The organism is Hyunsoonleella flava, from assembly GCF_004310325.1.
Lineage (GTDB): Bacteria > Bacteroidota > Bacteroidia > Flavobacteriales > Flavobacteriaceae > Jejuia > Jejuia flava.
This window is the reverse complement of sequence record NZ_SIRT01000007.1, coordinates 1-22,042: the sequence shown is the minus strand read 5'-3', so window position 1 is coordinate 22,042 and position 22,042 is coordinate 1. Positions and strand designations below refer to the sequence as shown.

Annotated in this window: 25 protein-coding genes; 8 read left to right on the top strand and 17 right to left on the bottom strand. The window is 33.7% G+C overall.

The window, feature by feature from the left end:
• Positions 1-27 precede the first annotated feature (27 nt).
• The 11 genes from EYD45_RS09425 to EYD45_RS09375 all read right to left on the bottom strand — a co-directional run bounded on the left by EYD45_RS09425 (position 28) and on the right by EYD45_RS09375 (position 10,041).
• Positions 28-1,020, bottom strand: a complete 993-nt coding sequence (locus EYD45_RS09425; protein ID WP_130964298.1) for a DUF3871 family protein — start codon at positions 1,018-1,020, stop codon at positions 28-30.
• A complete protein-coding gene (locus EYD45_RS09420; RefSeq protein ID WP_130964297.1) occupies positions 983-1,891 on the bottom strand; it encodes an AAA family ATPase in 909 nt (302 codons plus the stop codon). The genes EYD45_RS09425 and EYD45_RS09420 overlap by 38 nt, the downstream gene beginning before the upstream one ends.
• A 98-nt stretch (positions 1,892-1,989) precedes the next feature.
• Complete coding sequence (locus tag EYD45_RS09415; RefSeq protein WP_130964296.1) at positions 1,990-2,331, bottom strand: hypothetical protein; 342 nt, start codon at positions 2,329-2,331, stop codon at positions 1,990-1,992.
• A gap of 189 nt (positions 2,332-2,520) precedes the next feature.
• Positions 2,521-3,630 (bottom strand): hypothetical protein, encoded by a 1,110-nt coding sequence (locus tag EYD45_RS09410; protein ID WP_130964295.1) that lies wholly within the window; start codon positions 3,628-3,630, stop codon positions 2,521-2,523.
• Between the two features lie 19 nt (positions 3,631-3,649).
• The gene (locus EYD45_RS09405) at positions 3,650-4,720 is read right to left on the bottom strand and encodes a GYF domain-containing protein (RefSeq protein ID WP_130964294.1); all 1,071 of its coding nucleotides are present in this window, start codon (positions 4,718-4,720) and stop codon (positions 3,650-3,652) included.
• 100 nt (positions 4,721-4,820) lie between these two features.
• Positions 4,821-5,213, bottom strand: a complete 393-nt coding sequence (locus tag EYD45_RS09400) for a hypothetical protein (RefSeq protein ID WP_130964293.1) — start codon at positions 5,211-5,213, stop codon at positions 4,821-4,823.
• A 373-nt stretch (positions 5,214-5,586) separates the two neighbouring features.
• Positions 5,587-6,417: a DUF5131 family protein gene (locus EYD45_RS09395; protein WP_130964292.1), complete on the bottom strand. Its 831-nt coding sequence runs from the start codon at positions 6,415-6,417 to the stop codon at positions 5,587-5,589.
• Positions 6,418-6,556: 139 nt separating this feature from the next.
• On the bottom strand, positions 6,557-7,612 hold the full coding sequence (locus EYD45_RS09390) for an AAA family ATPase (RefSeq protein WP_130964291.1): 1,056 nt from the start codon (positions 7,610-7,612) through the stop codon (positions 6,557-6,559).
• A gap of 4 nt (positions 7,613-7,616) precedes the next feature.
• Positions 7,617-7,901, bottom strand: a complete 285-nt coding sequence (locus EYD45_RS09385) for a helix-turn-helix domain-containing protein (RefSeq protein ID WP_130964290.1) — start codon at positions 7,899-7,901, stop codon at positions 7,617-7,619.
• A 97-nt stretch (positions 7,902-7,998) separates the two neighbouring features.
• Entirely contained in the window at positions 7,999-8,775 is a 777-nt protein-coding gene (locus EYD45_RS09380) for a hypothetical protein (RefSeq protein ID WP_130964289.1), read from the bottom strand.
• A gap of 9 nt (positions 8,776-8,784) precedes the next feature.
• Positions 8,785-10,041, bottom strand: a complete 1,257-nt coding sequence (locus EYD45_RS09375; protein WP_130964288.1) for a tyrosine-type recombinase/integrase — start codon at positions 10,039-10,041, stop codon at positions 8,785-8,787.
• A 271-nt stretch (positions 10,042-10,312) separates the two neighbouring features.
• Between EYD45_RS09375 and EYD45_RS09370 the strand changes: the two genes are divergently transcribed.
• The 4 genes from EYD45_RS09370 to EYD45_RS09355 all read left to right on the top strand — a co-directional run bounded on the left by EYD45_RS09370 (position 10,313) and on the right by EYD45_RS09355 (position 13,349).
• On the top strand, positions 10,313-11,170 hold the full coding sequence (locus EYD45_RS09370) for a YicC/YloC family endoribonuclease (RefSeq protein ID WP_130964287.1): 858 nt from the start codon (positions 10,313-10,315) through the stop codon (positions 11,168-11,170).
• A gap of 42 nt (positions 11,171-11,212) precedes the next feature.
• A complete protein-coding gene (gene gmk / locus EYD45_RS09365; RefSeq protein ID WP_130964286.1) occupies positions 11,213-11,797 on the top strand; it encodes a guanylate kinase in 585 nt (194 codons plus the stop codon).
• Positions 11,798-11,806: 9 nt separating this feature from the next.
• Positions 11,807-12,385, top strand: coding sequence for a nicotinate (nicotinamide) nucleotide adenylyltransferase (nadD, locus tag EYD45_RS09360; RefSeq protein ID WP_130964285.1), 579 nt, complete (start codon positions 11,807-11,809; stop codon positions 12,383-12,385).
• Positions 12,386-12,452: 67 nt separating this feature from the next.
• A complete protein-coding gene (locus EYD45_RS09355; protein WP_130964284.1) occupies positions 12,453-13,349 on the top strand; it encodes a sugar phosphate isomerase/epimerase family protein in 897 nt (298 codons plus the stop codon).
• Positions 13,350-13,446: 97 nt separating this feature from the next.
• Here the strand turns inward: EYD45_RS09355 and lysM are convergent, their stop codons facing one another.
• A complete protein-coding gene (lysM, locus tag EYD45_RS09350; RefSeq protein WP_130964283.1) occupies positions 13,447-13,932 on the bottom strand; it encodes a peptidoglycan-binding protein LysM in 486 nt (161 codons plus the stop codon).
• Between the two features lie 180 nt (positions 13,933-14,112).
• A complete protein-coding gene (locus tag EYD45_RS09345; RefSeq protein ID WP_130964282.1) occupies positions 14,113-15,054 on the bottom strand; it encodes a nicotinic acid mononucleotide adenyltransferase in 942 nt (313 codons plus the stop codon).
• A 130-nt stretch (positions 15,055-15,184) separates the two neighbouring features.
• On the opposite strand from EYD45_RS09345, the gene EYD45_RS09340 reads away from it, so the two are divergent.
• Positions 15,185-16,186, top strand: a complete 1,002-nt coding sequence (locus tag EYD45_RS09340; protein WP_130964281.1) for an NAD(P)H-dependent glycerol-3-phosphate dehydrogenase — start codon at positions 15,185-15,187, stop codon at positions 16,184-16,186.
• Positions 16,187-16,745: 559 nt separating this feature from the next.
• Here EYD45_RS09340 and EYD45_RS09335 read toward each other — a convergent pair.
• Positions 16,746-17,141: a hypothetical protein gene (locus tag EYD45_RS09335; protein ID WP_130964280.1), complete on the bottom strand. Its 396-nt coding sequence runs from the start codon at positions 17,139-17,141 to the stop codon at positions 16,746-16,748.
• 78 nt (positions 17,142-17,219) lie between these two features.
• On the opposite strand from EYD45_RS09335, the gene EYD45_RS09330 reads away from it, so the two are divergent.
• The gene (locus tag EYD45_RS09330) at positions 17,220-17,942 is read left to right on the top strand and encodes a hypothetical protein (protein ID WP_130964279.1); all 723 of its coding nucleotides are present in this window, start codon (positions 17,220-17,222) and stop codon (positions 17,940-17,942) included.
• Positions 17,935-18,378 (top strand): pyridoxamine 5'-phosphate oxidase family protein, encoded by a 444-nt coding sequence (locus tag EYD45_RS09325; protein ID WP_130964278.1) that lies wholly within the window; start codon positions 17,935-17,937, stop codon positions 18,376-18,378. Before EYD45_RS09330 ends, EYD45_RS09325 begins: the two co-directional genes overlap by 8 nt.
• 72 nt (positions 18,379-18,450) lie before the next feature.
• On the opposite strand, the gene EYD45_RS17020 is transcribed toward EYD45_RS09325, so the two are convergent.
• From EYD45_RS17020 to EYD45_RS09315, 3 genes are all read right to left on the bottom strand, one after another.
• Positions 18,451-18,582, bottom strand: coding sequence for a hypothetical protein (locus EYD45_RS17020; RefSeq protein WP_262708606.1), 132 nt, complete (start codon positions 18,580-18,582; stop codon positions 18,451-18,453).
• 165 nt (positions 18,583-18,747) lie between these two features.
• Positions 18,748-19,767 carry a phenylalanine--tRNA ligase subunit alpha gene (gene pheS, locus EYD45_RS09320; protein ID WP_130964277.1) on the bottom strand — a complete coding sequence of 340 codons (1,020 nt, stop codon included), beginning with the start codon at positions 19,765-19,767 and terminating at the stop codon, positions 18,748-18,750.
• Between the two features lie 146 nt (positions 19,768-19,913).
• On the bottom strand, positions 19,914-21,254 hold the full coding sequence (locus EYD45_RS09315; RefSeq protein ID WP_130964276.1) for a deoxyguanosinetriphosphate triphosphohydrolase: 1,341 nt from the start codon (positions 21,252-21,254) through the stop codon (positions 19,914-19,916).
• 162 nt (positions 21,255-21,416) lie between these two features.
• On the opposite strand from EYD45_RS09315, the gene EYD45_RS09310 reads away from it, so the two are divergent.
• Complete coding sequence (locus EYD45_RS09310; RefSeq protein WP_130964275.1) at positions 21,417-21,797, top strand: carboxypeptidase-like regulatory domain-containing protein; 381 nt, start codon at positions 21,417-21,419, stop codon at positions 21,795-21,797.
• The last annotated feature ends 245 nt before the right edge of the window (positions 21,798-22,042 follow it).

Below are 22,042 nucleotides of genomic sequence, written 5' to 3'. Positions count from 1 at the left end.
TATAATAAAATATGTTAGATTAATGAATCACACTTTAGATTTTTGAAGAAAGTAGTTATGTTCCTGATTTTCTAACGCTACACCCAAATGATTTACAAACTCATAGGTGTTGCAGTTTCTGCTCAGGAAATTATCTATGTAATTGCTTTTAGTACTCTCAGTAAACAAATTGTACAAATTCCAGAGATTGATATAGCCTTTAGGATCAGAACTAAAATGCTCATCATCAACATAATTCTTAATTATTGTGTTGATTTGTGAATCTGTTGTCTTCAACTCAAACAAGTCTTGTTTTTCTTGCTTGTCTAGATGATAATAGAGTTTTATCTTACCTACTAAATGAGCAAACTGTTCTTGATTAATAGTGAATTGTTGAAATTTTCTTAATGCATCTATATGATTATCTTGGTTATAGCTTAAAAACAATTCTCTACTCTTGTTTTTTAATTCATCTATACTACTCACTCTTAAATCATCTTTCAAACCATCCGTAGCTATACATAGATTACAACAAACCATATTCTTAAATCCTATAAAGATTTTAAACTTTTCTATGCTTTTCTTAGAAAATAAATTCTGTTCTGAATAAGATCTTACACCACCAACCGTTAGATTGAGCTTTTGGTTATTTATATATACATGTACATGTGGTATTTCTATCATAAAAGCCATACGCTCGTAATAGATGGTCTTTTCATGTTCTAATAGTTCTTTAGCAGGTTTACCGATTGCTGAAGGTATTCTACCCTTGATAATGTGTGAGGTTCTGATATTAGGCATTGTAACAGTTCCTTTTGGAAACAATTGCTGTGCTGTGCTCCTCACTGTATTTACAAATTCGTAATGTGGTATGGTGCTTTCATTATCTTTTGCAAACACAGGAATAATGCAATCCTGCCTTAAATGGGATAGTGTTACCTGCTGTGTGTTTGCTTCTATAAAATTATTTTTCTCGTTGATAGATGATGATTCTATTTCTTGGCTACTGACCACCTGTTGGTTTATTGCTGTTAATTCCATTGTCTTTTATTGTTTTAGGATTAATTATTTGTTTGCAATCTACAATCTGAGTACTCTTTTCTATTTCAGATTTCCGTTCCATGATAAATGGTAGAATCTGCTGTTTTAAAGCACTGTGCTCTTGATATAAATGTCTCAATTCCTCAAATGTACTTGTAGACTGTATATCTTGTTTTACATCCTCCAGAGAAGTTCCTTGATTGCACCAGGTTTTTAATGTTTTGCCCGCTTCAGAGGTGATAATAAATTCTGGTTTTCCCTGGAAAAGATTCGTCCGGTCTTTACTGACCTTACACAAGTGATTTTCGTTGATGAGCTCAAAGTTTAATGTTAGCTCATATTCAAATCCTTCACTGGTTATCTCTTTGGTACCATGCTTAACCACCTTGGATTTACCATTGGAACCAACATCCATAGAATAATCTGTTTTACGTCTGGTTGTTGTAATGATGTGACATCTGGATTGCAGTATGGCATCAATGAATTTCTGGTGTCTGGGTTTCACCTTTGCCCAATCCTGGAATCTTCCTCCAAGTTGTTCATGTATTTGCAGACATCCTCCCTCACCTTGCCATTCATGAGTAATGGAATCTATAATAATCACTTCCATACCTGCTTTTTCGCATATATCTATAGCCTCAATGTATCTCTCTGGACTATATGGTGGAAATAGATTGAGAACATTGAAACTCCCCAAATCTGAATACAGACTGGCTGAGGCATTCTCTGTGTCTATAACAGCTATTTTGGACCAATCTTGTGTCATTCCATAGGCTAATTGCAAAGCAGAATAGGTTTTACCAAATCCACTGGCTCCAGATATGCCTAAACGGAGTTTTACATTGTTAAGTTGTGTTTGTTGTAATTGCATGTTGTTTGTTTTTAGTTATACATATAATTGTTGTTTTTAGGAATAAAAAAGAGCCTATCGCATTAGCAATAAGCTCTTTCTTGTCAGGTGTACATTCCTTAAATCACAGCCATTTCTTCCACCACCTGTTCTTCCAAGTCCAAAGCAGGATCTACATATTCCCAACGATGAGTTAGCTGGATTATCTCACCTGTTTCCTCAATGGTGTATTCGTAAGGATCTGTTGGCACTTTTTTAACTGTGCCCTCGAACTCCATACCGATCATTGATGATGCAGTTTCTTCATCAAAGGTGGTTGCTACAAAGGCTGTCTTTGCTGTGAAGTACACTCTTCCTGTTTTCTTGCTTTTAACAGGCATAGCTCCTGATTGCACGATTAAGCCATAAAATTCTTCATCTTTAGAATTTCTTGCCTTCTTAATTTCTTTTACCGTTACCATAATAACATGATTTTTAGTTACAGCAGTTGTATTGAAGCCGGAATACCCAGCACCTGCCTAAACTACCGGAGGGGTTGGGCTAGAAGTACCGGGGGATGTTTAACATATAAAGTGTAAAAAAAATAGAAAAATTTTCAGAAAAAATAATAAAAATAAATGGACTAAATAATTAATATAGTTGAAACTAATTTATTGGATAACTTCACCACTTTCCAAAACTACTGCTGTTGGAAATAATTCAATTTTAAGTCTTCTCCCACTTAGTATTATATTTTTAATTTTATCATAATTGTGCGATTTAGGATAAAATATAAATGATATTAGATTTGGATCTTCAATACCAAACAATTCATATATGTTAACTTTTTCCAATGGTTCGTTAAAAGTGTAGAGAAAATTATTTTGGATTAGTAAAGTCTCATTAAATGTATCGCTAATTCTTAACTCACCTTTAAATTCTAAGATTTTATCATTTAAAAAATTTGCCTTAAACAATATTTTTTCAGCATTAATTACAAATCCTTTTTCAAGTCCTTCATCATATTCTAAAACAGGTTGTCCAAATTTAACCTCAATAACATCTTGAGGTTTTAAACCATTTTTAAGTCTGGAATATTCATTGCTTAGTAGTTCTGCATACTTTTTACTCCTAATTTCTAATGTAGCATTATTATATGATGAAATATTAGCTGGGAAGCCTAAACTATCTTGCCCTTTTATTGTTAATCTACCAAGCTCTAAAATGATATCTTCATTGTTAGAAGAGTACATAATCTTTTCACTCAAAAAAAGCCCTTCTTTAATCTCTACATTAACTCCATTTCCATAAGTTTTATCAAGATATGCTCTAATTTTATCAATATCACTTTTTTTTGCAATTACAGGGTAACCTTTACTATTTGAATCATTCAATTTATCGCTTACACTATCTTTATTTGAATTTATGGAATCAGATTTTTTTATAATCGAAGTTAAAAGATGATATGTGTAGTTTCTTAAAGGACCTGTTTTAATATCTCCACTATTAAAATTTACATTAACTAAAGCAGAAAAACTTCCAATCTTTAAATCCCTTTTATAAAAAGATCGAGTTTGTATAGTATCACTAATTTCTTTATTGATGGTTTGAACCTTTAAAACACCCCTATCAACTAATTCTGCTATTTTTGTTTTGTATTCATCATCCGTAATTCCAAAATCAATATCTAACAATAATCCATCTTCATTCTCTTTAGTATTGCATGAAAAAATAAAACTACAAACAATAAACAAGGTTATTATTTTTATAAAATAATTCATATTTCTTTAATTTATTTAATTAAAAACAGCCAAATTTTGCTTCTTTAATTACTTTATCTTTAATCAAGTTTTCTATTCTATAACTTTTTTTGATAGTGGGTATTACTCTGTAATTTGAAGGCAATCTTTGGGTAGACATCACCGATGTAGAAGTTGAACTATTTGCATCTAAATTAAAAATATGTAATTCTTTAGTATGGACTAATTTTTCATTACTGTCATAAAATTCAACTCTACAATCAAATTCCAAAACAGTAAAATCAATTTCATTATTATTTTTAATAGTAACATCTCCATCGGTCCATCCATAACGATCTCTACTTAATTTACTTGAAATTTCTAGGTTATCATATAAACCTGAAAGTCCTATATTAATCAGGTACTCAAAATCAGATCTCAAACTATTTTCGTGTATTATTTTACCTATTTCAACATCATCTTCGTTATCAGAAAAACAGCCCTTCTTTTTACCAAAATCATAAACTTTATCGTAAAAGGCATAGTTGATACCCCTAGAAGATTTAATATATGCATTTCCTTTTTCGTTCCCAATTAGCAAGTAAATAGGATAGCTATTATTCTCATTATGATTGTAAGTTGCATATACTTCAAAATCACCATCAGAATTAGAAGAAATATTATTAATTACACATGTATTTTGAAAATCAATACGACTACCAATAGATCTAAAATCTGGATATATTTCTTCAATAATATTATAATCTAGATTTTCCATCAAAACTGCGTTAAAAAATCTATTTGCTAAATCTCTAGATTTGTCTTCAGTTAATGAAAAATGTTGGTAAAGGAAAAATGAAATGATAATTATTAATACTCCAAGAAGTGAAAATTTTAAAATACTACTAGATTTTTTTTTATCATCACTTTTTTGAGTAACAACTTCTTTAGTTTTAACTTCTCTTTTTAATTCTTCTTCAACTTCCTGCAATTCTTCGTAATCTGACAACGGTGCCCATTTGGTTTTATCTTCCCTTAAAATCATTGTATCGAGACTCAATTTTCTAGATTTAATTTCATCCAGAGAATAAGGACCCAGCTTATCTATTCCATCGAGATAGTAATATTTCATATATGGTTTTTATCGAATGTTAGCTTCAAAAATAATATTAGTAGGTTAAAAATAAAATGAGGTTTATCATGCTTTTAATAAAGTACTTAGAGATATTAACCTATGTTCTTTTTAAATTTTTAATCTTCATTACATAAATAAAACCACCACTGCCACAATATTGCACTTTCATCTCAACCTTGTTACCTGGAATAAGTGTATATTTTAACAAGCTCAGATCGTAGTTAGATGTTAAATCTGTATCAATGTAACATTTATGTCTAACACCATTTTGATCCTGCATAACCACCTTGTAATCACTAAAGGAGCCTTCATCAGCACTAATTATGTAACCAATCATAGGCTCTTTAGCCATATTACATCCTTCTTTATTAGAAATAGTAATAGTTACTTCAGCTTTCTGATATGGAGGACCTGGTGGAACACCATAGAGATAACTATTCTCCTGAGAAAACAGAAAACTACAGAAGAAGATTAAAGCTGTTATGGACAATAGTGTTTTAAATCTAATTTTTAAAGTTAAAAATGTCATTTTTCATGTGAAATAGGTCAACTTTAAAGTTACTGTTTTTGGAAATATTTTTAGGCAATATTTATTTAATTCTACTCGAAATATAATTTTATTGCTATATATATTGTATTTTTTAATCTAGAACGTTAATTGCAAAAAACATCAAAAAAGGGGCTAGGTGCATACCTCTATTTTTCCTCACACAAATAGAATTTAGAAAATAACTTTAAAAGTTATAATAGTAATAAACAGATTTGGACACTTCAACTTTGCTATATCTCTGGAACATAAGGGAGAGTCGTAAATAAAAAAAAGGCATCGCATTGATGCCTTTTTACAATTTTTGATTTAAACTCTAGGTTAAAGCCAAGTGCTTGTCATAATAAACTTGTGGATACTCACGTATTATAAACTCCTCAGGAAATTCATCAATATCACCTCCATGTCGATCTTTAAGACCTAATTGTTTGTACTGATGGGTTCCCAACTGCTTTACAAAACAAGGTACACCACTAGATTTAGCACCTTTAATTAGGTTTCGCATCCATTCCAGTTCCATTTTACGGTATTTGTGTTCACCAATATTATTACCGCTTTCACCACCAATTATACACCAATCAAGAACTTGCATTCTCTCATCCCACGGAATTGGTGCTATGAGTGGCTCAAAACTAGCAAATGTTATACATGAAAAGTCTTTGAGATGCTCTAGCCGTCCCATCTGGTCTTCACTTTCAATGGAAACACCTAGCCAAACATTGTCTAAATCATCAAAATATTCAGGTAAGTGTTCTTTAATGCGCTCAGGTCTTTTGGTTAATATTTGATACGTATGCCGTGGTGTTTTTTTGATGATTTCCCAGGCTTCATCTCGCCATTCATCTGCTTCTTCAATAAACCAGTCTGACCATGAACACGTGAAAACCAACTCACCATCTTTCCATTTTAAAGGTGCATCGAACACTGTTTTACTTCTAACAACTGTTTTTGCATTTTGACCATAAATTGCTTTGTCACGATACATATAACAGTATTTACATCCTGGGGATACTTTTCTACACCCTTGCCATGGATTCCAAGTATAATTGGTCCATTGTATATTGGATTTTTTCATGGTTTTTATCTTTTTATTAGTTTTTAATTTATTTACATTTTTCTCAACCTTTATTATCTGAGTATATTTCATATTTGTTTTTGTTTTAAATTTTTAAAATTGCTTTTTATTAGTTTACTGGTTTAAACTAGTTTACTAAACTGTAATTAACGGTTTATTAGTTTATGTGCCTATATATAGGCACTAAACTAAACCGATAAACTAACCCGGTTTACGGAGGTTCCAGGGAAGATGATAAACTGTATTTGCCTTTGGGTTTGTCCTGATCTATCCATCTTTTGGATTTACATTCCGTAATAAAATATACGGCTTGATTAAGCCCTATGCTTTCTTTAAATAAAGCGATGTAAGAGCTTTGTATTTGTTTTTTTAGCTCACCGTACTTATATCCATTTTCTTTGCTAAAAACCTCCTTTAACAGCTTAATTTTGTCTTCATCATTAAGGTCTTTTAGCTTTGGTTTTCTATTACTAACACCTAACTGATCAACATAGCTATCTATTACAGTTGGTAGTCCGTCAACTATTGTAAATGCAAAATTCTCTGGAGCTATATCTCTGGAGTAATCAGCTTTAACAATAGAAATATCTTCATTGTTATTTGGTTTAGTAACTGAGAGTACAAGTTCAGCTTTGTTGATTAATTCTGTCCCTAAATGGCCTCTGGCAAAAGCATTACCCTTGTTTTGGTGTAATACAACAATAATATGTATGTTTAGCTCCTCAGTCCATTTAAGTAGCTTACTAGATATTTCCGTAGCCTGTTGTTCATCATTAATGGAAGTAACTAAATCTCTAACACCATCTATAACAACAAGTCCTATATTTGGATTAGTATAAATTACTTCTTCGATAACTTTATGCCGTTTTTTATAGTTCAGTCCTCTTAAACAATAAACTGCTAAATTTTCAGGATTTTCAATTTTGGCTTGCTTACAAATACGATGTAGAGCTTTCTGAACATGATATTTACCCTGTTCTGTATCAAAATATACTACCTCTCTCTTTTTCTTTGGAAGGTTACTTTTGAATGTGCCAAGTATTATGTTATCACTAATTGCTGCTGCAAGAGCAATTCCTACATAAAATGATTTTCTGCTTTTAGCTTTACCTGTTACGACACTAAAGTTGCCTAAAGTTGCAATAGTTGTAAAACCTCCAGATTTAAAGTTTTTTTGTTTTATTGCAACTTGTGGCTTATCGAACTTGTCACTATATCTAATTCTTAGCTTCTCTGCTAATAGTTGATATTTTTTGTTAGTAGCCATAACCCTACTTTTTTAATAAGGTTAGACACTCTAACAACTCACTTCGCTTATAATAGCGTCTTGCACCTATGCCATAGGCTTTCACCTTACCTTTATTTTGCCACGCCCAAAGTGTTGAGCTATTGATTTTCAGAAACTTACATGTTTCTTCTCTGGTAAGCAGTTCTTCTGTAAATTTTTTGGATTGTAGCTCCTTTTGAAGTTCTTCTACACTTTTCTTAACTGTTGTGCCTATCAGTTCTTGTAGTTGTTCTACTGATAGTTGTTGGAGGATAATACTATTTTTCATGACTTATGTTTTTTAATTCATAAGCCAAAATTCTAAATAAAGCTTCGGTACGACTTGCAGTACTGGTACTACTTCAGTACTATTTTTTGGATGGGTTCTATTCGGGTGGTAAACGATCCGTAAAATGCGGTATTACTGGAATTCCCTTTTCTTTACAATGATTTATTATTTTCATCATTTTATCACGTGAATTGAAAATGTTTTTATGAGCATTTGTGCTTTCTGTACTGTAATTTTTTAAAGTTGCTAATACATCCTTTTGCCACTTCTTATCTCCTAATTCCTCTGCAACCCTTGGTGCGGTATAGCTATTCTTTAATTGCATTATACCTTTAGAATCGATAGTGTAATATTTATCCATCTCGCCAGATGCTAACTTAACTCCAACTTTAAACCAGACTTCATCTTCATAAGTTTTTTTCTCTTCTAATAATTTGGTCTTTTTTTGTTTTTCAATAATGAAAGCTATTATCTTATTTGCACTTGTGATATAATTTTTAAGTTTCGTAACATCTATTTCAATCTTTCCTGGTATGAAGCCCTGTATCATCTCATCTTCATATCCTTTTTCTAATTCTACCCTATCTGTAACTACTCTAGTTTTTTCTATGGTAAAAATTTCATTAAAAACGGACTTGTTAGCCTTTTTCAAATCTGATATTACGGCGGTTATTGCCGGATTTACTCGTAGGTCTTTGGTTGTTTTATTTTTAAAGTAATCAGCGATTTTTGTTAGAGAGTTAAGATATTTGGTATAAGTGCTCAATTCTTGTTCTAGAAATGAAGTAACATCATTTTCAAAATATGCTTTTTTGTGATTTGATAATCTATTTTCGTATTTTTCTTTGTAATCTTCACGTGTACTGCTCAGCATATCCAATATTTAAAAGTATTTAGTTAATTCTAATGCAATATCCTTGTTGCTTTTGCCTATGTAATTTAGGAACATTTGCTCTGTTTTATGTCCTGTTACGTATATAAGGAACGATGTAGGTATTTCTCCATAAAAATTAGTGGCAAACGATCTTCTGCCAATATGCGATGTTACCAGTTCCCATTTTTCGTATTCACCAACCTGCTTTCTGTATGGAAACTTAGCACTATCATCAACTTTTTCAAGCTTACTGCCTTTTACTTTCTGCTTGATCTTAGCTTTTTTACATACCTTTTTGATGTAGTTGTTGTATTTCTGGCTTGAAATAGGCCTAGGGAACTCACCATCTCTTTCCTCCAATATCTTTAACACCTTTGGATGCAAAGGTATGGTCATGTTCTTGCCAGTTTTCTTTTGGGTAAACTCGATAAGGTGTTTGCCTTTTTCGATTCTGATCTGATCTTTGGTAAAACGCATAAAATCAGACACACGCTGACCAGTGTAACAGCTTATGATTAGCCAATCCCTTGCGTTTAACAAGCTCTCGTTAAGTTTTTTATCATCGAGTTTTTCTATCGCCTTTAGCTCTTTAGGGGTAAGGTATATTTTGTCAACCTTAACTTCTTTTAGTTTTATCCTATCTAATTGAGGGCTTATTTCTATGCCATTATACATTGCATGTTTACAGACTGCTTTTATTGTGTGTATCGCTCTGGAAATTGTGTTGATTGCATAACCCTTTTTCAGGCAAAAAGCCTCAAAGTTGGTTTTAAATGCACTGTCTATATCAATTAGTTTAATACTCCTACCAATACTGCTTTGGTATTTCTCAATTAAACCTCTAACAACTTTATAGTTTTTAAGTGTTTGTTCAGCCAGTTCGTTCTTACGTTCTTTTAGGTAAAAATCAAAATAGGGTAGAAGTTCCTTTGGGAGCGCTTTCGATTTTTTAGGCGGGTTGTAGTATAAATCCAATTGATTCGCCAACCAGGCCTTATCTATTGTCTCTAGATCAGCATCGTGAAAAGCTTTAAGAATATGGTTTTCAATTTTGTTAAGTTCCGCATTAACCTTAACCTGCTGATTCTTGATGTCTATGTCTTTTGGGCTCTTTTGGGAGTGATATTTATCCCAATATTGCTTTGAAACCTCAAGCTTAGTTTTGCCACCGATAACATGATTTGTATTATTGTGTGTAAAAAGCAGCCTTAAATTTAAGAAAGCCTTCTCCTTTTTTGAGCGATACAGGTAGTTTACAGCTGCCATACATTAATAAAAAAAGTTGTACGATTGTTGTACGATTGAACAAAACATTATACAAATTTATGCAAACTAAATCAAAAAAGGAAATTCCATTATATGCGTGAAAGTATTATTTTTATTGATGTTATTATAAGTTTTATAATGATTGAGCTTATTTATGTTTTTGGATAAAAGTACTTCCACCTTGAGTACAAAGGCCTTAACATTAATGTTGAGGCCTTTTTTATTTCATTCCTTAGTTTAATTACCTTTGCATTACCAAAAACGCACCTTTATGATTTATTCAATGACAGGTTACGGAAAATCTGTTTTGCAATTGCCGACCAAAAAAATTACGATTGAACTAAAATCCCTGAATAGCAAAAATCTAGACTTGAATGCCAGAATGCCTTCAATCTACAGAGAAAAAGAACTGTCTATTAGAAAACTATTGGCCAATAAATTGGTACGTGGTAAAATAGATTTTTCCATCTATGTTGAAGCTACTGCCGAAGACACCTCTACTCAATTAAACGCTCCGGTTGTGAAGCAGTACATGTCTCAACTGAAAAGTATTGCTGATGCAGATGATGTACAGCTTTTGGAAATGGCGGTACGTTTCCCTGATGCGCTAAATACAGTAAGGGAGGAAATAGACGAAACGGAATGGGAAGCCATTGAAGGTGGCATAAATGATGCCATTGATGCCTTGACCAGCCATAGATTGAATGAGGGAAAAGTGCTTGAAACCGATTTCAACAAACGTATTGACAGCATTGGTGCTATTCTCGAAAAAGTAATTGAAATGGATCCTGAGCGTGTTGATGGCGTTAGGGAGCGCCTTAAAAAAGGTGTAGAAGAGCTTAGGGAAAAATATGATGAAAATCGTTTTGAGCAGGAATTGGTGTATTATATTGAAAAGTTTGACATTACCGAGGAAAAAGTGCGCTTAAAAAACCACCTTAACTATTTTACTGAATCCATTAACTCCAAAGATTCCAACGGAAAAAAACTTGGGTTTATCAGTCAGGAAATGGGTCGGGAAATTAACACCATTGGTTCAAAAAGCAACTATGCACCCATGCAGCAATTGGTGGTACAAATGAAAGACGAGCTAGAAAAAATTAAGGAACAGTTATTGAATGTGCTCTAATTCAGTTTACAGTCGCAGTCGCAGTGAGCAGTAACATAAAATATGACTAAAGAAAAAAAACAAGGCAAACTCATTGTATTTTCAGCACCTTCTGGTTCTGGAAAAACCACCATTGTTCGGCATCTATTAGATATTGAAGATTTAAATTTAGAGTTTTCAATATCTGCAACGTCAAGGGATAAGCGTGGTACTGAAATAGATGGAAAAGACTACTATTTTCTCTCTGCTAAAGAATTTAAAACCAAAATTAAGAATAATGAGTTTTTAGAATGGGAAGAAGTGTATCGTGACAATTTTTATGGCACTCTAAAAACTGAGGTGGAACGCATTTGGGCAGAAGGAAAAAATGTGATTTTTGACATTGATGTTTCTGGTGGACTAAGAATCAAAAGGAAATTTCCAGAGGAAACTCTAGCAGTTTTTGTAAAACCACCAAGTATAGATGAATTAAAAATCAGATTGAAAAAGCGCAAAACCGAGAACGAGGACAAAATAAATATGCGTGTAGCAAAAGCTTCTGCTGAATTAGCCACAGCTCCATTATTTGACACTATTATTGTTAATGATAATTTAGAAAGTGCCCTAAAAGAAGCAGAAGAAAAAGTAAGCAAATTCATTAATTCTTAAGCTTAACGGATGAAAATTGGTTTATATTTTGGTTCTTTCAACCCAATTCACATCGGACATTTGGTAATTGCAAACCATATCGCGGAGCATAGCGATTTAGACCAAGTTTGGTTTGTAGTAACGCCACACAGCCCTTTCAAAAAGAAAAGCTCTCTTTTAGATAATTACCAACGACTAGAAATGGTATATCAGGCCACAAAAGATTACCCCAAACTAAAACCTAGCGATATTGAATTTAACTTACCTCAACCCAACTATACGATAAACACATTAGCTCACTTACAGGAGAAGTATCCTGATAACAAGTTTGCTTTAATTATGGGTGAGGACAATTTAAAAAGCTTTCATAAGTGGAAAAACTATGAGGTTATTTTAGAAAATCATCACATATATGTGTACCCAAGAATTTCTGATGACACTATAGAAACACAATTTCATAATCATGAGAAAGTACATTTTGTGAACGCACCTATCATGCAATTATCTTCTACATTCATAAGAAAATCCATTAAAGAAGGTAAAAATGTGCAACCTATGTTACCACATTTTGCCTGGGAATATTTGGATGAAATGAATTTTTATAAGTAAATTCAATAATTGGAATTATCAGCTAATTGTTTTTAAGGATTAGCTTTGTTTATAAAGATATTGAGTTATGAAAACCAGAAGAACTTTTTTAAAAAGTATGGCCCTGGCGCCACTTGCACTTAGCAGTAATTCCCTTTTGGCTCTTTCCAAAAACAAACCTACTAGCATTAAAAACAGGTTACAATATAGTATCAACGCATATTCATTTAATGCTAAGCTTAGAAGTGGCGAGATGACATTTTTTGATATGATGGATTTTTGCGCTGAGATTGGTATGGACGCTGTAGACATAACAGGCTATTATTTCTCATCCTATCCTCAAGTACCTCCAAACAAAGAACTGTTTGCATTAAAAAAAAGAGCCCTTGATTTAGGTTTAGATATTGCTTGGACTGGTGTAAGAAATAACTTTGTTACGCCAGATAGTAGTTCTAGAAATTCAGACAAAGTACTTATAAAAAACTGGTTAGAAGTATCGTCAAAATTAGGTGCAACGATTATGCGCATTTTTACTGGAAGAAATAAAAGTGATGATTTTACGAAAGATGAAATAAAGGAATGGCTTGTTAGCGACTACAAAGAATGTGCTGCATACGGAGAAGAACATGGTGTGATTGTGGGCCTACAAAATCATGATGAATTTTTATTTACAAGCGATGAAATAATAGATATTATACACCGTGTAAACTCTGAGTGGTTCGGTTTGGTTTTAGACTGCGGTAGCTTACCATCGGACAACCCATATGAAGAAATGCAAAAGCTTGCGCCTTATGCCAATTATTGGTTTGTAAAAGAGCATGTAAAAACTAAAGATAGCACCAAAGTACCAGCAGATTTAAAACGCATAGCTAAAATTATACAGGACTCTAACTTTCAAGGCTACGTGTCTTTTGAAAGCCTTCAAGAAGGCAACACAAAAGACATTATTAAAGACATGTTTAGCACGTTTAAATCTGCACTCTAAAAATCACTTCAAATAGGTAACGGTATTTATTACTTAGAAATAAAAAAAACCAACTCTTTCAAGTTGGTTTTCATAACATAAAATATGTAGGATGTTTTTAGTCTAAGGCAGGAATACGTAATACTTGCCCAGGATAAATTTTATCAGGGTCGGTAAGCATTGGCTTATTCGCTTCAAATATAACAGGATATTTCATGGCATTGCCATAATATGTTTTTGCAATCTTTCCTAATGTGTCTCCACTAACAACGGTGTGGAATTGTGCTTCTGGCTCAACATTTTCTACAGTCATTTGGTCATCAACAAAAGCAATTCCGTTTGAGTTTCCAACCACTAAAATTACTTTTTCCTTGGTGGCTTGGTCATAAGCAGCACCACTCACTGTTGCTGTTTCATCATCTATAAATACATTCAAGTTTTCTACTTGTAGTTGTAAGTCGTTAATTGTTTCTTCTAATTTTCGTGCAGCTAACTCCTCTAATTTAAGTTCTTTTGCAGCTGCCTCTGCAGCTTCTTCAGCATCTGTTTTCCCTATACCAAATACTTTTGCTCCTGCGTTTTTAATGAATGAAAATAATCCCATTTTTAATGTGTTTTAAGTTAATGATTAAGTTTGTGTAAGATAACATTTTATTGTTAAGGTAACACATAGTTAAGACACAAAACAACCGAATACGTCACAAATTATTCTAAAAACAGAAACCGCCTGAAGCAAGTTGCTTCAAACGGTTTCTAAACTAAATAACCAACCAAAATTTTTATGTTATACCCGTGTATTTTCTCTAGGGTTCTCTTTACGTTCGCTTTTGAACTTACGCTTTTTCTCTTTATTGCCTGAAGACTTATCTTTTGTGTTATCAGACTTTAAATACTGTATGTATCCTCTTCCTTGAAATTCGTATACAGTTTCAGATGAAGGATGAAACAACTCTATTGTTCCGTCATCTATAACGCTCAATTCAAAGAATTCATTGTCGAAGAAATCATAATCTAATGTTAAAGTTTTCAAGAGCTCATTATTAACAACATTTCCAACGCCATATACTCCAGTATAATCCCATATTAAATTGTTAGGGTTCATTCCAAATCCATCTTGAGAACTTCTAAAGGTAGAATCATTTCCTCCAGCTAAAAACTGCAAGTAATTCTCATTATCAAACTCATTTATCGCACCCATTTCACTGGTATATGTTTTCTCCCAAGCTTCATACTCCTGCAAAAAATAATGGATGTTATCGTAGAATACAAAATCATAGTCAAAATTTCTACGCTGATAACCTTCCAAGAAATATGATGTATCTGTATTTGGATTATATAATTCTATCGTATTGCCATCAACAACAAACACATCAAACGTTACAAAACCATCAATGTCGTGGTTTACATCCAAAATCATATTGTAGGCATCATACGATGCTACATCTATACCAAACCCATCGCCACTGTTGCCAATACCTACCAAATTATTATTGGCATAAACTACACCATTAATAAACGACACAGTAAATGCTTTTTGTAAAAAAGGCACTTCGCCAAATCCAATAGTTTGATTAATATCTACATACCAAAGTTCGTGCGAAGTAAGCACTTGATTTGCTGTTATTATTGGCTCATCTACAAAGTCATCAACGATAACCTCTGTATAACAAGATGTAAAAAGTGTTGACATCAACACAACGCTTAAAAGTAATTTTGCAGTCTTCATAATCATTCGTTTTAGGGTTTCTGTTTATGTAGATTCAAACAGCGTGCCAAAATATACGACCCCATAATGCAATGCTTCGTTTTTCTTTATTTTATGTACTTTTGAAAGACGAACAATTTTTTTAGTTTTTATGAGTAAACCTTTAAAGTATGCAGTTTTTGGTGCAGGGAGTTGGGCTACGGCAATCGTTAAAATGCTTAGCGAAAACTTAAATGAAATTGGTTGGTATATGCGCAGCGTGTATACTAAAGAGCATCTGTTAAGAGAACAGCATAATCCTAATTATTTAAGTTCGGTAGAGTTTCATTTAGAACAGCTAAAATTAAGTAATGATATTAACGAAATGGCTGATTGGGCAGATGTACTTATTTTTGTAATCCCATCCGCATTTATCCATACCGAACTAGAGAAACTAACTGTTGATATTTCCAGCAAAACCGTAGTTTCAGCAGTTAAAGGTATTGTTCCCGAAACAGGTTTATTAGTTGGAGAACACTTTAACGAACATTATAACGTACCATTTGAAAGTATTGCTGTTATCGCTGGCCCATGTCATGCCGAGGAAGTGGCGTTAGAGCGTCTATCTTATCTTACTATTTCCTGTTGGGACTCAAAAAAAGCACAACAGATTGCCGATAGTTTATCTAGCGACTACATAAACACCAAAATAAGCGACGATGTTATTGGTGTGGAGTATGGCGTAATGCTTAAGAATATTTATGCTATTGCCGCCGGAATTGCACATGGATTAGGTTATGGCGATAATTTTCAGAGTATTTTAATGAGCAATGCCATACGGGAAATGAAACGCTACATTAAAAAAGTTCATAAAATGAAACGCAACATCAATAACTCCGCTTACTTAGGCGATTTATTGGTTACGGGCTACTCAACTTTTTCCAGAAACCGCATGTTTGGAAATATGATAGGCAAAGGCTACACCGTAAAATCTGCACAAATGGAAATGAGTATGGTGGCAGAAGGGTTTTATGCCACAAAAAGTGCCTATGAAATGAATGAGAAGAATGAAAAAAAAGCTGACACACCAATAATCGATGCTGTTTACGAAATACTTTACCAAAATAAAAACCCGAAAAAGGTATTCAAAAAATTAACCGAGAAGTTAGATTAAAAAAAGCCTCCTCTAACTCCTCCAAAGGAGGAGAATACTCAACCATAAAAAGCACTATCTCTAAAAAAAGTTATATGGGAACTGCCTATTTGGGTAAAGCAAGGAAGTCGCATTCCTTAGATGGGATCAGACTATTCGTTATTCCAAGTATTCGTTCGTACCTCACTGTGGGCATCTCACTACCATCCATAACGTAAAACTCACCCCTAGACCATACAATGAGAGAAACACCGCTTTTATGCAAAATTTATAATAAAGGGAATGGGTATTAAAATAAAAAAGAAATATGTTGATAGTCAACACCTTAATCAATTCAAAGAATTGATCGTCAAGGCGCAGAATAGATGAAGAAAAGCTCCGAAAACAGGAGAACGCAGTTCGACGCGGAGTTTTCAAATCGGTTTTCATTCCAAATTATTTTAGGAATGAAAAATTCCTCGGCTTGAACTTGATTTTTTGGTTCGTTTTGCATCAAGGCAAAATGAACGTAGAAAAATACTATTAAACAGATACGTCAAAATCGATTATACTTCTAAAGCAAAATGAAATTTATAAACACTTACTTCACCAAAACACCTTTCACATCCATCAAAGGAATAGGTCGTAAGGCCTTTAAATTTATAGTGTTTTTTCTAAAGATGTACGTTTTATCAAGCATAGCATCACCTTCAAAGAAAGATACTTTAAAGCTATTGTTCAATTTAAACAGATCCTCCTGCATCAATTCTATTTTTGCGTAACTTTTTGCTGGAAGTTTGTCTATGCGCTTTCTAAAAACAGCTGTTTTCTTAGTTTCAGAATACCCTTCAGAAACGATAATAACCATCTCCAAATCAGTTTCCTTTTCATTTATAATATAAGCATTCCAATCTTCTGATTTGTACACATCGTTATACTCGTTTACAACAGCAATGTAAACGCCTTCAACTTTGGGGATTTCAATATCTTTTTTCAACCTCTATCAATTTTAAGGCACAAAAATAATCTAATTCGTAAAGTTTATGTAATTTTCAAAAAATAACACCCTTTATACATGGTACAATCTTCATTTTTCAAACTCACATTGGTTATATTTTTTCTAAGTTTTAATACCGTAATACTTGCCCAAAATTCTGATGAAAAAGCAATTGCTATTGCTAATAACATAGTGGAAGCTATGGGTGGACAAGACAACTACAACAACACCCGATTTATACAATGGGATTTTGGCAAGCGTAAATTGTACTGGAATAAATGGACTGGAGATGTACGGGTTGAAAGCCCTAAAGATTCATTGACCATTTTGGTCAACATCAATACACTCAAAGGAAAAGTTTTTCATAATGATAGACTACTTGAAGAAAATTCTGCAAAAAAATGGCTCACAAAAGGCAAAAACTGGTGGATAAACGATTCATATTGGTTAGTCATGCCCTGGAAATTGCAGGACCCAGGCGTAACCTTATCGCACTTAAAAACCGAGAAATTAGATAACGGGAATTTAGCCGATGTATTGCAACTCACCTTTAACGCGGTTGGCGTTACACCCGACAACAAATATTACGTATATGTTGACCAAACCGATAATCTCATAAAACAATGGGCGTTTTTTCCAAATTTTAATGATGAAAAGCCCAGGTTTACGATGCCATGGGATAATTACCAAAAAGCTGGAGATATTTTATTATCATTTAATCGTAGTGATTTTGGGCCTAAAAACGTTGTGGTAAAGCAAGATTTTAATGAGAAGCTATTCACAGATTTAGTTTATGAATAGTGACATTAAAAAATATATCCACCAAAGTGTATTGTGTTGGCTAGCCACCGCCAGTAAAGAAAACATACCGAATGTGTCCCCTAAAGAAGTTTTTACTTATTATGGAGATTATATCATCATAGCAAATATAGCTTCACCACAAACAATTAAAAACATTAAAGAAAACCAAAATGTTTGCTTGAGTTTTATTGATGTTTTGGTGCAAAAAGGCTATCAATTAAAAGGAAAAGCATCACTCATCACAAAAGAAAATGAGGCTTATTTTGCTATGGAAAAAGAACTTCTTGAGATTACTGAGGGCAAATTTCCTTTTTCAAGTATTACAAAAATTGAAGTGACAAGCTCAAAACCAATTATTGCGCCTAAATATATTTTGTATCCAGAGACTACTGAAGAAGAGCAAATTGAGAGTGCTAAAAAAGCTTATGGTATATAATTATCAATGCTACTTTCATTGGGCTCTACATACTATCTCGATAAGAGATTAGGGCACTCTAGCTTGGTAATACTAGTCTTTAGTTCTAAAATAAATGATAACAAACTGAATAAGACCGAAAATCCAATACAAAGGAAACCTTAAATAAGTGTACAATAAATTAAATGCATCATCTCCCGGACTTGCATGTAATTTTATTTCCATAAACATTGATATACAAGGCAAAAGAAAACCAAAAAGCAAGAAGAATAAAATTGGAAAAATACAACTCTTAGAATTTGGAAATTTTTTAATTAAACAATTAACTGTAATTAACATTAAAAAAATTGCAATATCAAAATACCCAAAATAGACATGAAAATCATCCACCTATAGCGCACTCTTAAACTGCTCCAAAAATCTTACATCATTTTCACTTAACAAGCGAATATCACTAATTTGATGTAATAACAGTGCAATACGGTCTATCCCCATACCAAAAGCAAAACCAGAGTATTCTTTTGAGTCGATACCACAATTCTCCAAAACATTAGGGTCTACCATACCACAACCCATAATTTCTAACCAACCTGTACCTTTGGTCATTTTATAATCGGTTTCGGTTTCTAAGCCCCAATACACATCTACCTCAGCACTAGGCTCAGTAAATGGAAAGTAACTTGGGCGTAAGCGTATTTTACTTTTGCCAAACATTTCAGTAGTAAAGTGCTGCAAGGTTTGCTTTAAATCTGCAAAACTCACATCTTTATCAATATACAAGCCTTCCACCTGATGGAAAAAACAGTGCGAACGTGCCGAAATAGCTTCGTTTCTATACACACGACCTGGAGAAATGGTTCTAATTGGTGGTTTGTTATTTTCCATATAGCGCACCTGCACCGAACTGGTATGTGTACGCAATAAAATATCTGGATTGGTTTGAATAAAAAACGTATCCTGCATATCGCGCGCTGGATGATGTTCTGGTAAGTTTAAAGCCGTAAAATTGTGCCAGTCGTCCTCAATTTCTGGACCCTCACTCACATTAAAACCTATACGCGAAAAAATATCGATAATTTGATTTTTAACGATAGAAATTGGATGGCGTGCACCAATTTCAATAGGTTGCCCTGGGCGCGATAAATCGCCGTAAACACCTTTTACTTCTTCTTTATCTTCAAGTTCGGCCTTTAAGGTATTTACTTTTTCTTCAGCTGTTTTTTTGAGTTTATTGATGGTTTGCCCAAACTCCTTTTTCTGGTCGTTTGCCACATTTTTAAACTCCGCAAAGTATTGGTTTAACAATCCTTTTTTGCCTAAATATTTTATACGGAATGCTTCAACCTCTTCTTTTGTTTGTGCTTTAAACGCCTCGGCTTCTGCTATAAGTTCTTGTATTTTATCTATCATAATAGCCTTAAAATGATGGCAAATTTAATTAATTTATCGGGATTTGCGTTAGGGATTGAGGCATTTGTTGAAGCTCCTCGACGAAGGAGAGAGCGACTGCCGAAAGCCCGACCCCTTGTGGGTAACGCCCATATAATTATTACTACCTAAAACGTTACACCCTCAATCTTCTTGAAATTTTGAATGGCTTTGCTATCGGAGAGTAAGGATACATAATGGCATACAGCAAGTAAACGTTGGTAAAGGCTGCTGTCGCTAAAATTTATGGTTTTGGGGAGGCGCTTGAGAATGAGCTCGTCGTAATTTGAAGCGGTGCCATTGAGACTGTTGTTTACGGCGTTGGTGTAGACTGTGAGGAGCTTGTTGATGATTTGGTAGCCGGCGATTTCCTTATCGATTACTTCTTCGGAATGGTAAATATTTTCGATACTGATTTTGATGATATCTTTTATTTGAGCTTCAAATTTGCTTTTGTCTAGCAATGCGCAATCGAAAGTACCGTCTAAAATAGCGTCTTCATTTTTCATAAAAATATCCACCGCATCATTAATGAGTGCACCAATTGCTAGTGCGCGGAGATAACCCACACGGTCTTCCTTATTGGAGAGCGCATAGTAATTCTCTGGTTTTATGTTATCACGAATAACTTTTGAAAGGTACTCTAGCGCGTATTCCTCGGGAATGAGTCCAAGGTTGATACCATCTTCAAAATCGATAATGGTGTAACAAATATCATCTGCAGCTTCTACAAGATATGCCAGTGGATGACGTGAGAAACTAAGATGTTTATCACTGCGTTTTACAAGTCCTAGTTCTTTGGCTACATCGGCAAAAGCTTCTTTTTCGGATTGGAACACCCCGTATTTTTTATCGGCGATATGCTTTGTTGGCCTTTTTGGCAGTGATTCTTTCGGGTACTTGGTAAATGCACCCAATGTGGCATAGCTTAAGCGGAGTCCGCCATCACGTCCTGCCCTACTTTGGGTTAGGATTTTAAACCCGTTGGCGTTTCCTTCAAAATCGCAAAGGTCTTGGTATTCTTTGTCGGTTAATTGGTCTTTATATTGTTTGCCCGCACCTGTTTTAAAAAACTCTCCTATAGATTTTTCGCCAGAGTGTCCAAACGGCGGATTTCCAATATCATGCGCTAAGGCCGCCGTGGCTACTATCGCTCCAAAATCGTTAGCTTGATACCCATGAACATTTTGCAAATGCGGATGTTTTTCTAATATTTTTTGCCCTACTTTACGCCCTAAAGAACGCCCAACGACGCTAACCTCTAAACTATGCGTTAGTCGGGTATGTACAAAATCGGTTTGCGACAATGGAATTACCTGTGTTTTATCTTGCAGGCTCCTAAATTCTTGCGAAAAGATGATACGGTCGTAATCTACTTCGAAGCCCAAACGGGTTTCGTCCTGTTCTTTTCTAAGTCTTTTATTGGTGTCGCCAAAGCGTTTTAAGGAGAGGAGTTGTTCCCAGTTCATAGTTTTGGATTAAGCTGAGGCAAGATACTAAATTCAATAAAAAATCTATTGCAAAATCTCTTAACATTAGGATAACATAATCATCATTTTAGGTTAATATTTTGATAACATCTGAATTACATAAAACTAGTTTATTTGTAGTGAATAAAAGTTATCTTATTTATGAAATATTTTCTATTTACCGTATTCTTGTTTACCGCTATGTTTACATCGGCTCAAAACGGAACTATCAATGGAAAAATAACTGATGCTGAAGAAGGTAATACTCCTTTACTTTTTGCAAAAGTGATTATTAAAGAAACTGGTGAAAAAGTAATGACCGACGAAACCGGTGCTTTTAAATTTGAAAACGTAAAAGAAGGCACTTACACGCTTGTTTGCAGTTTTACTGGTTATGACACTAAGGAAATTAAAACTGAGGTAACCAAAGAAATACATGAACCTGTTAAGTTAGCCCTTGCTGCTAGTACGGTTTCTTTAGATGATTTAGCTATGGTTTTTGCATCTTCTGAAAAAAAGGAAAATACGATTAGTAATAACTAACAAATCGTTAGTTCAATATTTAAAAAGCCCTTTGTGTTGTGACGCAAAGGGCTTTTTATATTAGTAATATTTGAAAAATAACGCTACCAAACAAACAGCGATATTTTTAAGTAAAACGGATTTTGGCAGGTAGACCCGCGTATTCTATGATTCGACCAAAAAAAATTTGTTAAAATTTAAGCTACGAACCTTAATGTATCCACATAAGGTGTTTGTCTTTGTATAACCGCAAAGATGCGAGCAAT

What these genes read in the sequence shown, in the direction of transcription:
- EYD45_RS09345 (WP_130964282.1), bottom strand. Translation starts at nt 15,054, where the DNA reads ATGAAGACTGCAAAATTACTTTTAAGCGTTGTGTTGATGTCAACACTT.
- nadD (WP_130964285.1), top strand. Translation starts at nt 11,807, where the DNA reads ATGAAAATTGGTTTATATTTTGGTTCTTTCAACCCAATTCACATCGGA.
- EYD45_RS09330 (WP_130964279.1), top strand. Translation starts at nt 17,220, where the DNA reads ATGGTACAATCTTCATTTTTCAAACTCACATTGGTTATATTTTTTCTA.
- EYD45_RS09415 (WP_130964296.1), bottom strand. Translation starts at nt 2,331, where the DNA reads ATGGTAACGGTAAAAGAAATTAAGAAGGCAAGAAATTCTAAAGATGAA.
- EYD45_RS09425 (WP_130964298.1), bottom strand. Translation starts at nt 1,020, where the DNA reads ATGGAATTAACAGCAATAAACCAACAGGTGGTCAGTAGCCAAGAAATA.
- pheS (WP_130964277.1), bottom strand. Translation starts at nt 19,767, where the DNA reads ATGATAGATAAAATACAAGAACTTATAGCAGAAGCCGAGGCGTTTAAA.
- EYD45_RS09370 (WP_130964287.1), top strand. Translation starts at nt 10,313, where the DNA reads ATGATTTATTCAATGACAGGTTACGGAAAATCTGTTTTGCAATTGCCG.
- gmk (WP_130964286.1), top strand. Translation starts at nt 11,213, where the DNA reads ATGACTAAAGAAAAAAAACAAGGCAAACTCATTGTATTTTCAGCACCT.
- EYD45_RS09315 (WP_130964276.1), bottom strand. Translation starts at nt 21,254, where the DNA reads ATGAACTGGGAACAACTCCTCTCCTTAAAACGCTTTGGCGACACCAAT.
- EYD45_RS09380 (WP_130964289.1), bottom strand. Translation starts at nt 8,775, where the DNA reads ATGCTGAGCAGTACACGTGAAGATTACAAAGAAAAATACGAAAATAGA.
- lysM (WP_130964283.1), bottom strand. Translation starts at nt 13,932, where the DNA reads ATGGGATTATTTTCATTCATTAAAAACGCAGGAGCAAAAGTATTTGGT.
- EYD45_RS09410 (WP_130964295.1), bottom strand. Translation starts at nt 3,630, where the DNA reads ATGAATTATTTTATAAAAATAATAACCTTGTTTATTGTTTGTAGTTTT.
- EYD45_RS09355 (WP_130964284.1), top strand. Translation starts at nt 12,453, where the DNA reads ATGAAAACCAGAAGAACTTTTTTAAAAAGTATGGCCCTGGCGCCACTT.
- EYD45_RS09310 (WP_130964275.1), top strand. Translation starts at nt 21,417, where the DNA reads ATGAAATATTTTCTATTTACCGTATTCTTGTTTACCGCTATGTTTACA.
- EYD45_RS09375 (WP_130964288.1), bottom strand. Translation starts at nt 10,041, where the DNA reads ATGGCAGCTGTAAACTACCTGTATCGCTCAAAAAAGGAGAAGGCTTTC.
- EYD45_RS09340 (WP_130964281.1), top strand. Translation starts at nt 15,185, where the DNA reads ATGAGTAAACCTTTAAAGTATGCAGTTTTTGGTGCAGGGAGTTGGGCT.
- EYD45_RS09405 (WP_130964294.1), bottom strand. Translation starts at nt 4,720, where the DNA reads ATGAAATATTACTATCTCGATGGAATAGATAAGCTGGGTCCTTATTCT.
- EYD45_RS09420 (WP_130964297.1), bottom strand. Translation starts at nt 1,891, where the DNA reads ATGCAATTACAACAAACACAACTTAACAATGTAAAACTCCGTTTAGGC.
- EYD45_RS09325 (WP_130964278.1), top strand. Translation starts at nt 17,935, where the DNA reads ATGAATAGTGACATTAAAAAATATATCCACCAAAGTGTATTGTGTTGG.
- EYD45_RS17020 (WP_262708606.1), bottom strand. Translation starts at nt 18,582, where the DNA reads ATGGAAATAAAATTACATGCAAGTCCGGGAGATGATGCATTTAATTTA.
- EYD45_RS09390 (WP_130964291.1), bottom strand. Translation starts at nt 7,612, where the DNA reads ATGGCTACTAACAAAAAATATCAACTATTAGCAGAGAAGCTAAGAATT.
- EYD45_RS09385 (WP_130964290.1), bottom strand. Translation starts at nt 7,901, where the DNA reads ATGAAAAATAGTATTATCCTCCAACAACTATCAGTAGAACAACTACAA.
- EYD45_RS09395 (WP_130964292.1), bottom strand. Translation starts at nt 6,417, where the DNA reads ATGAAATATACTCAGATAATAAAGGTTGAGAAAAATGTAAATAAATTA.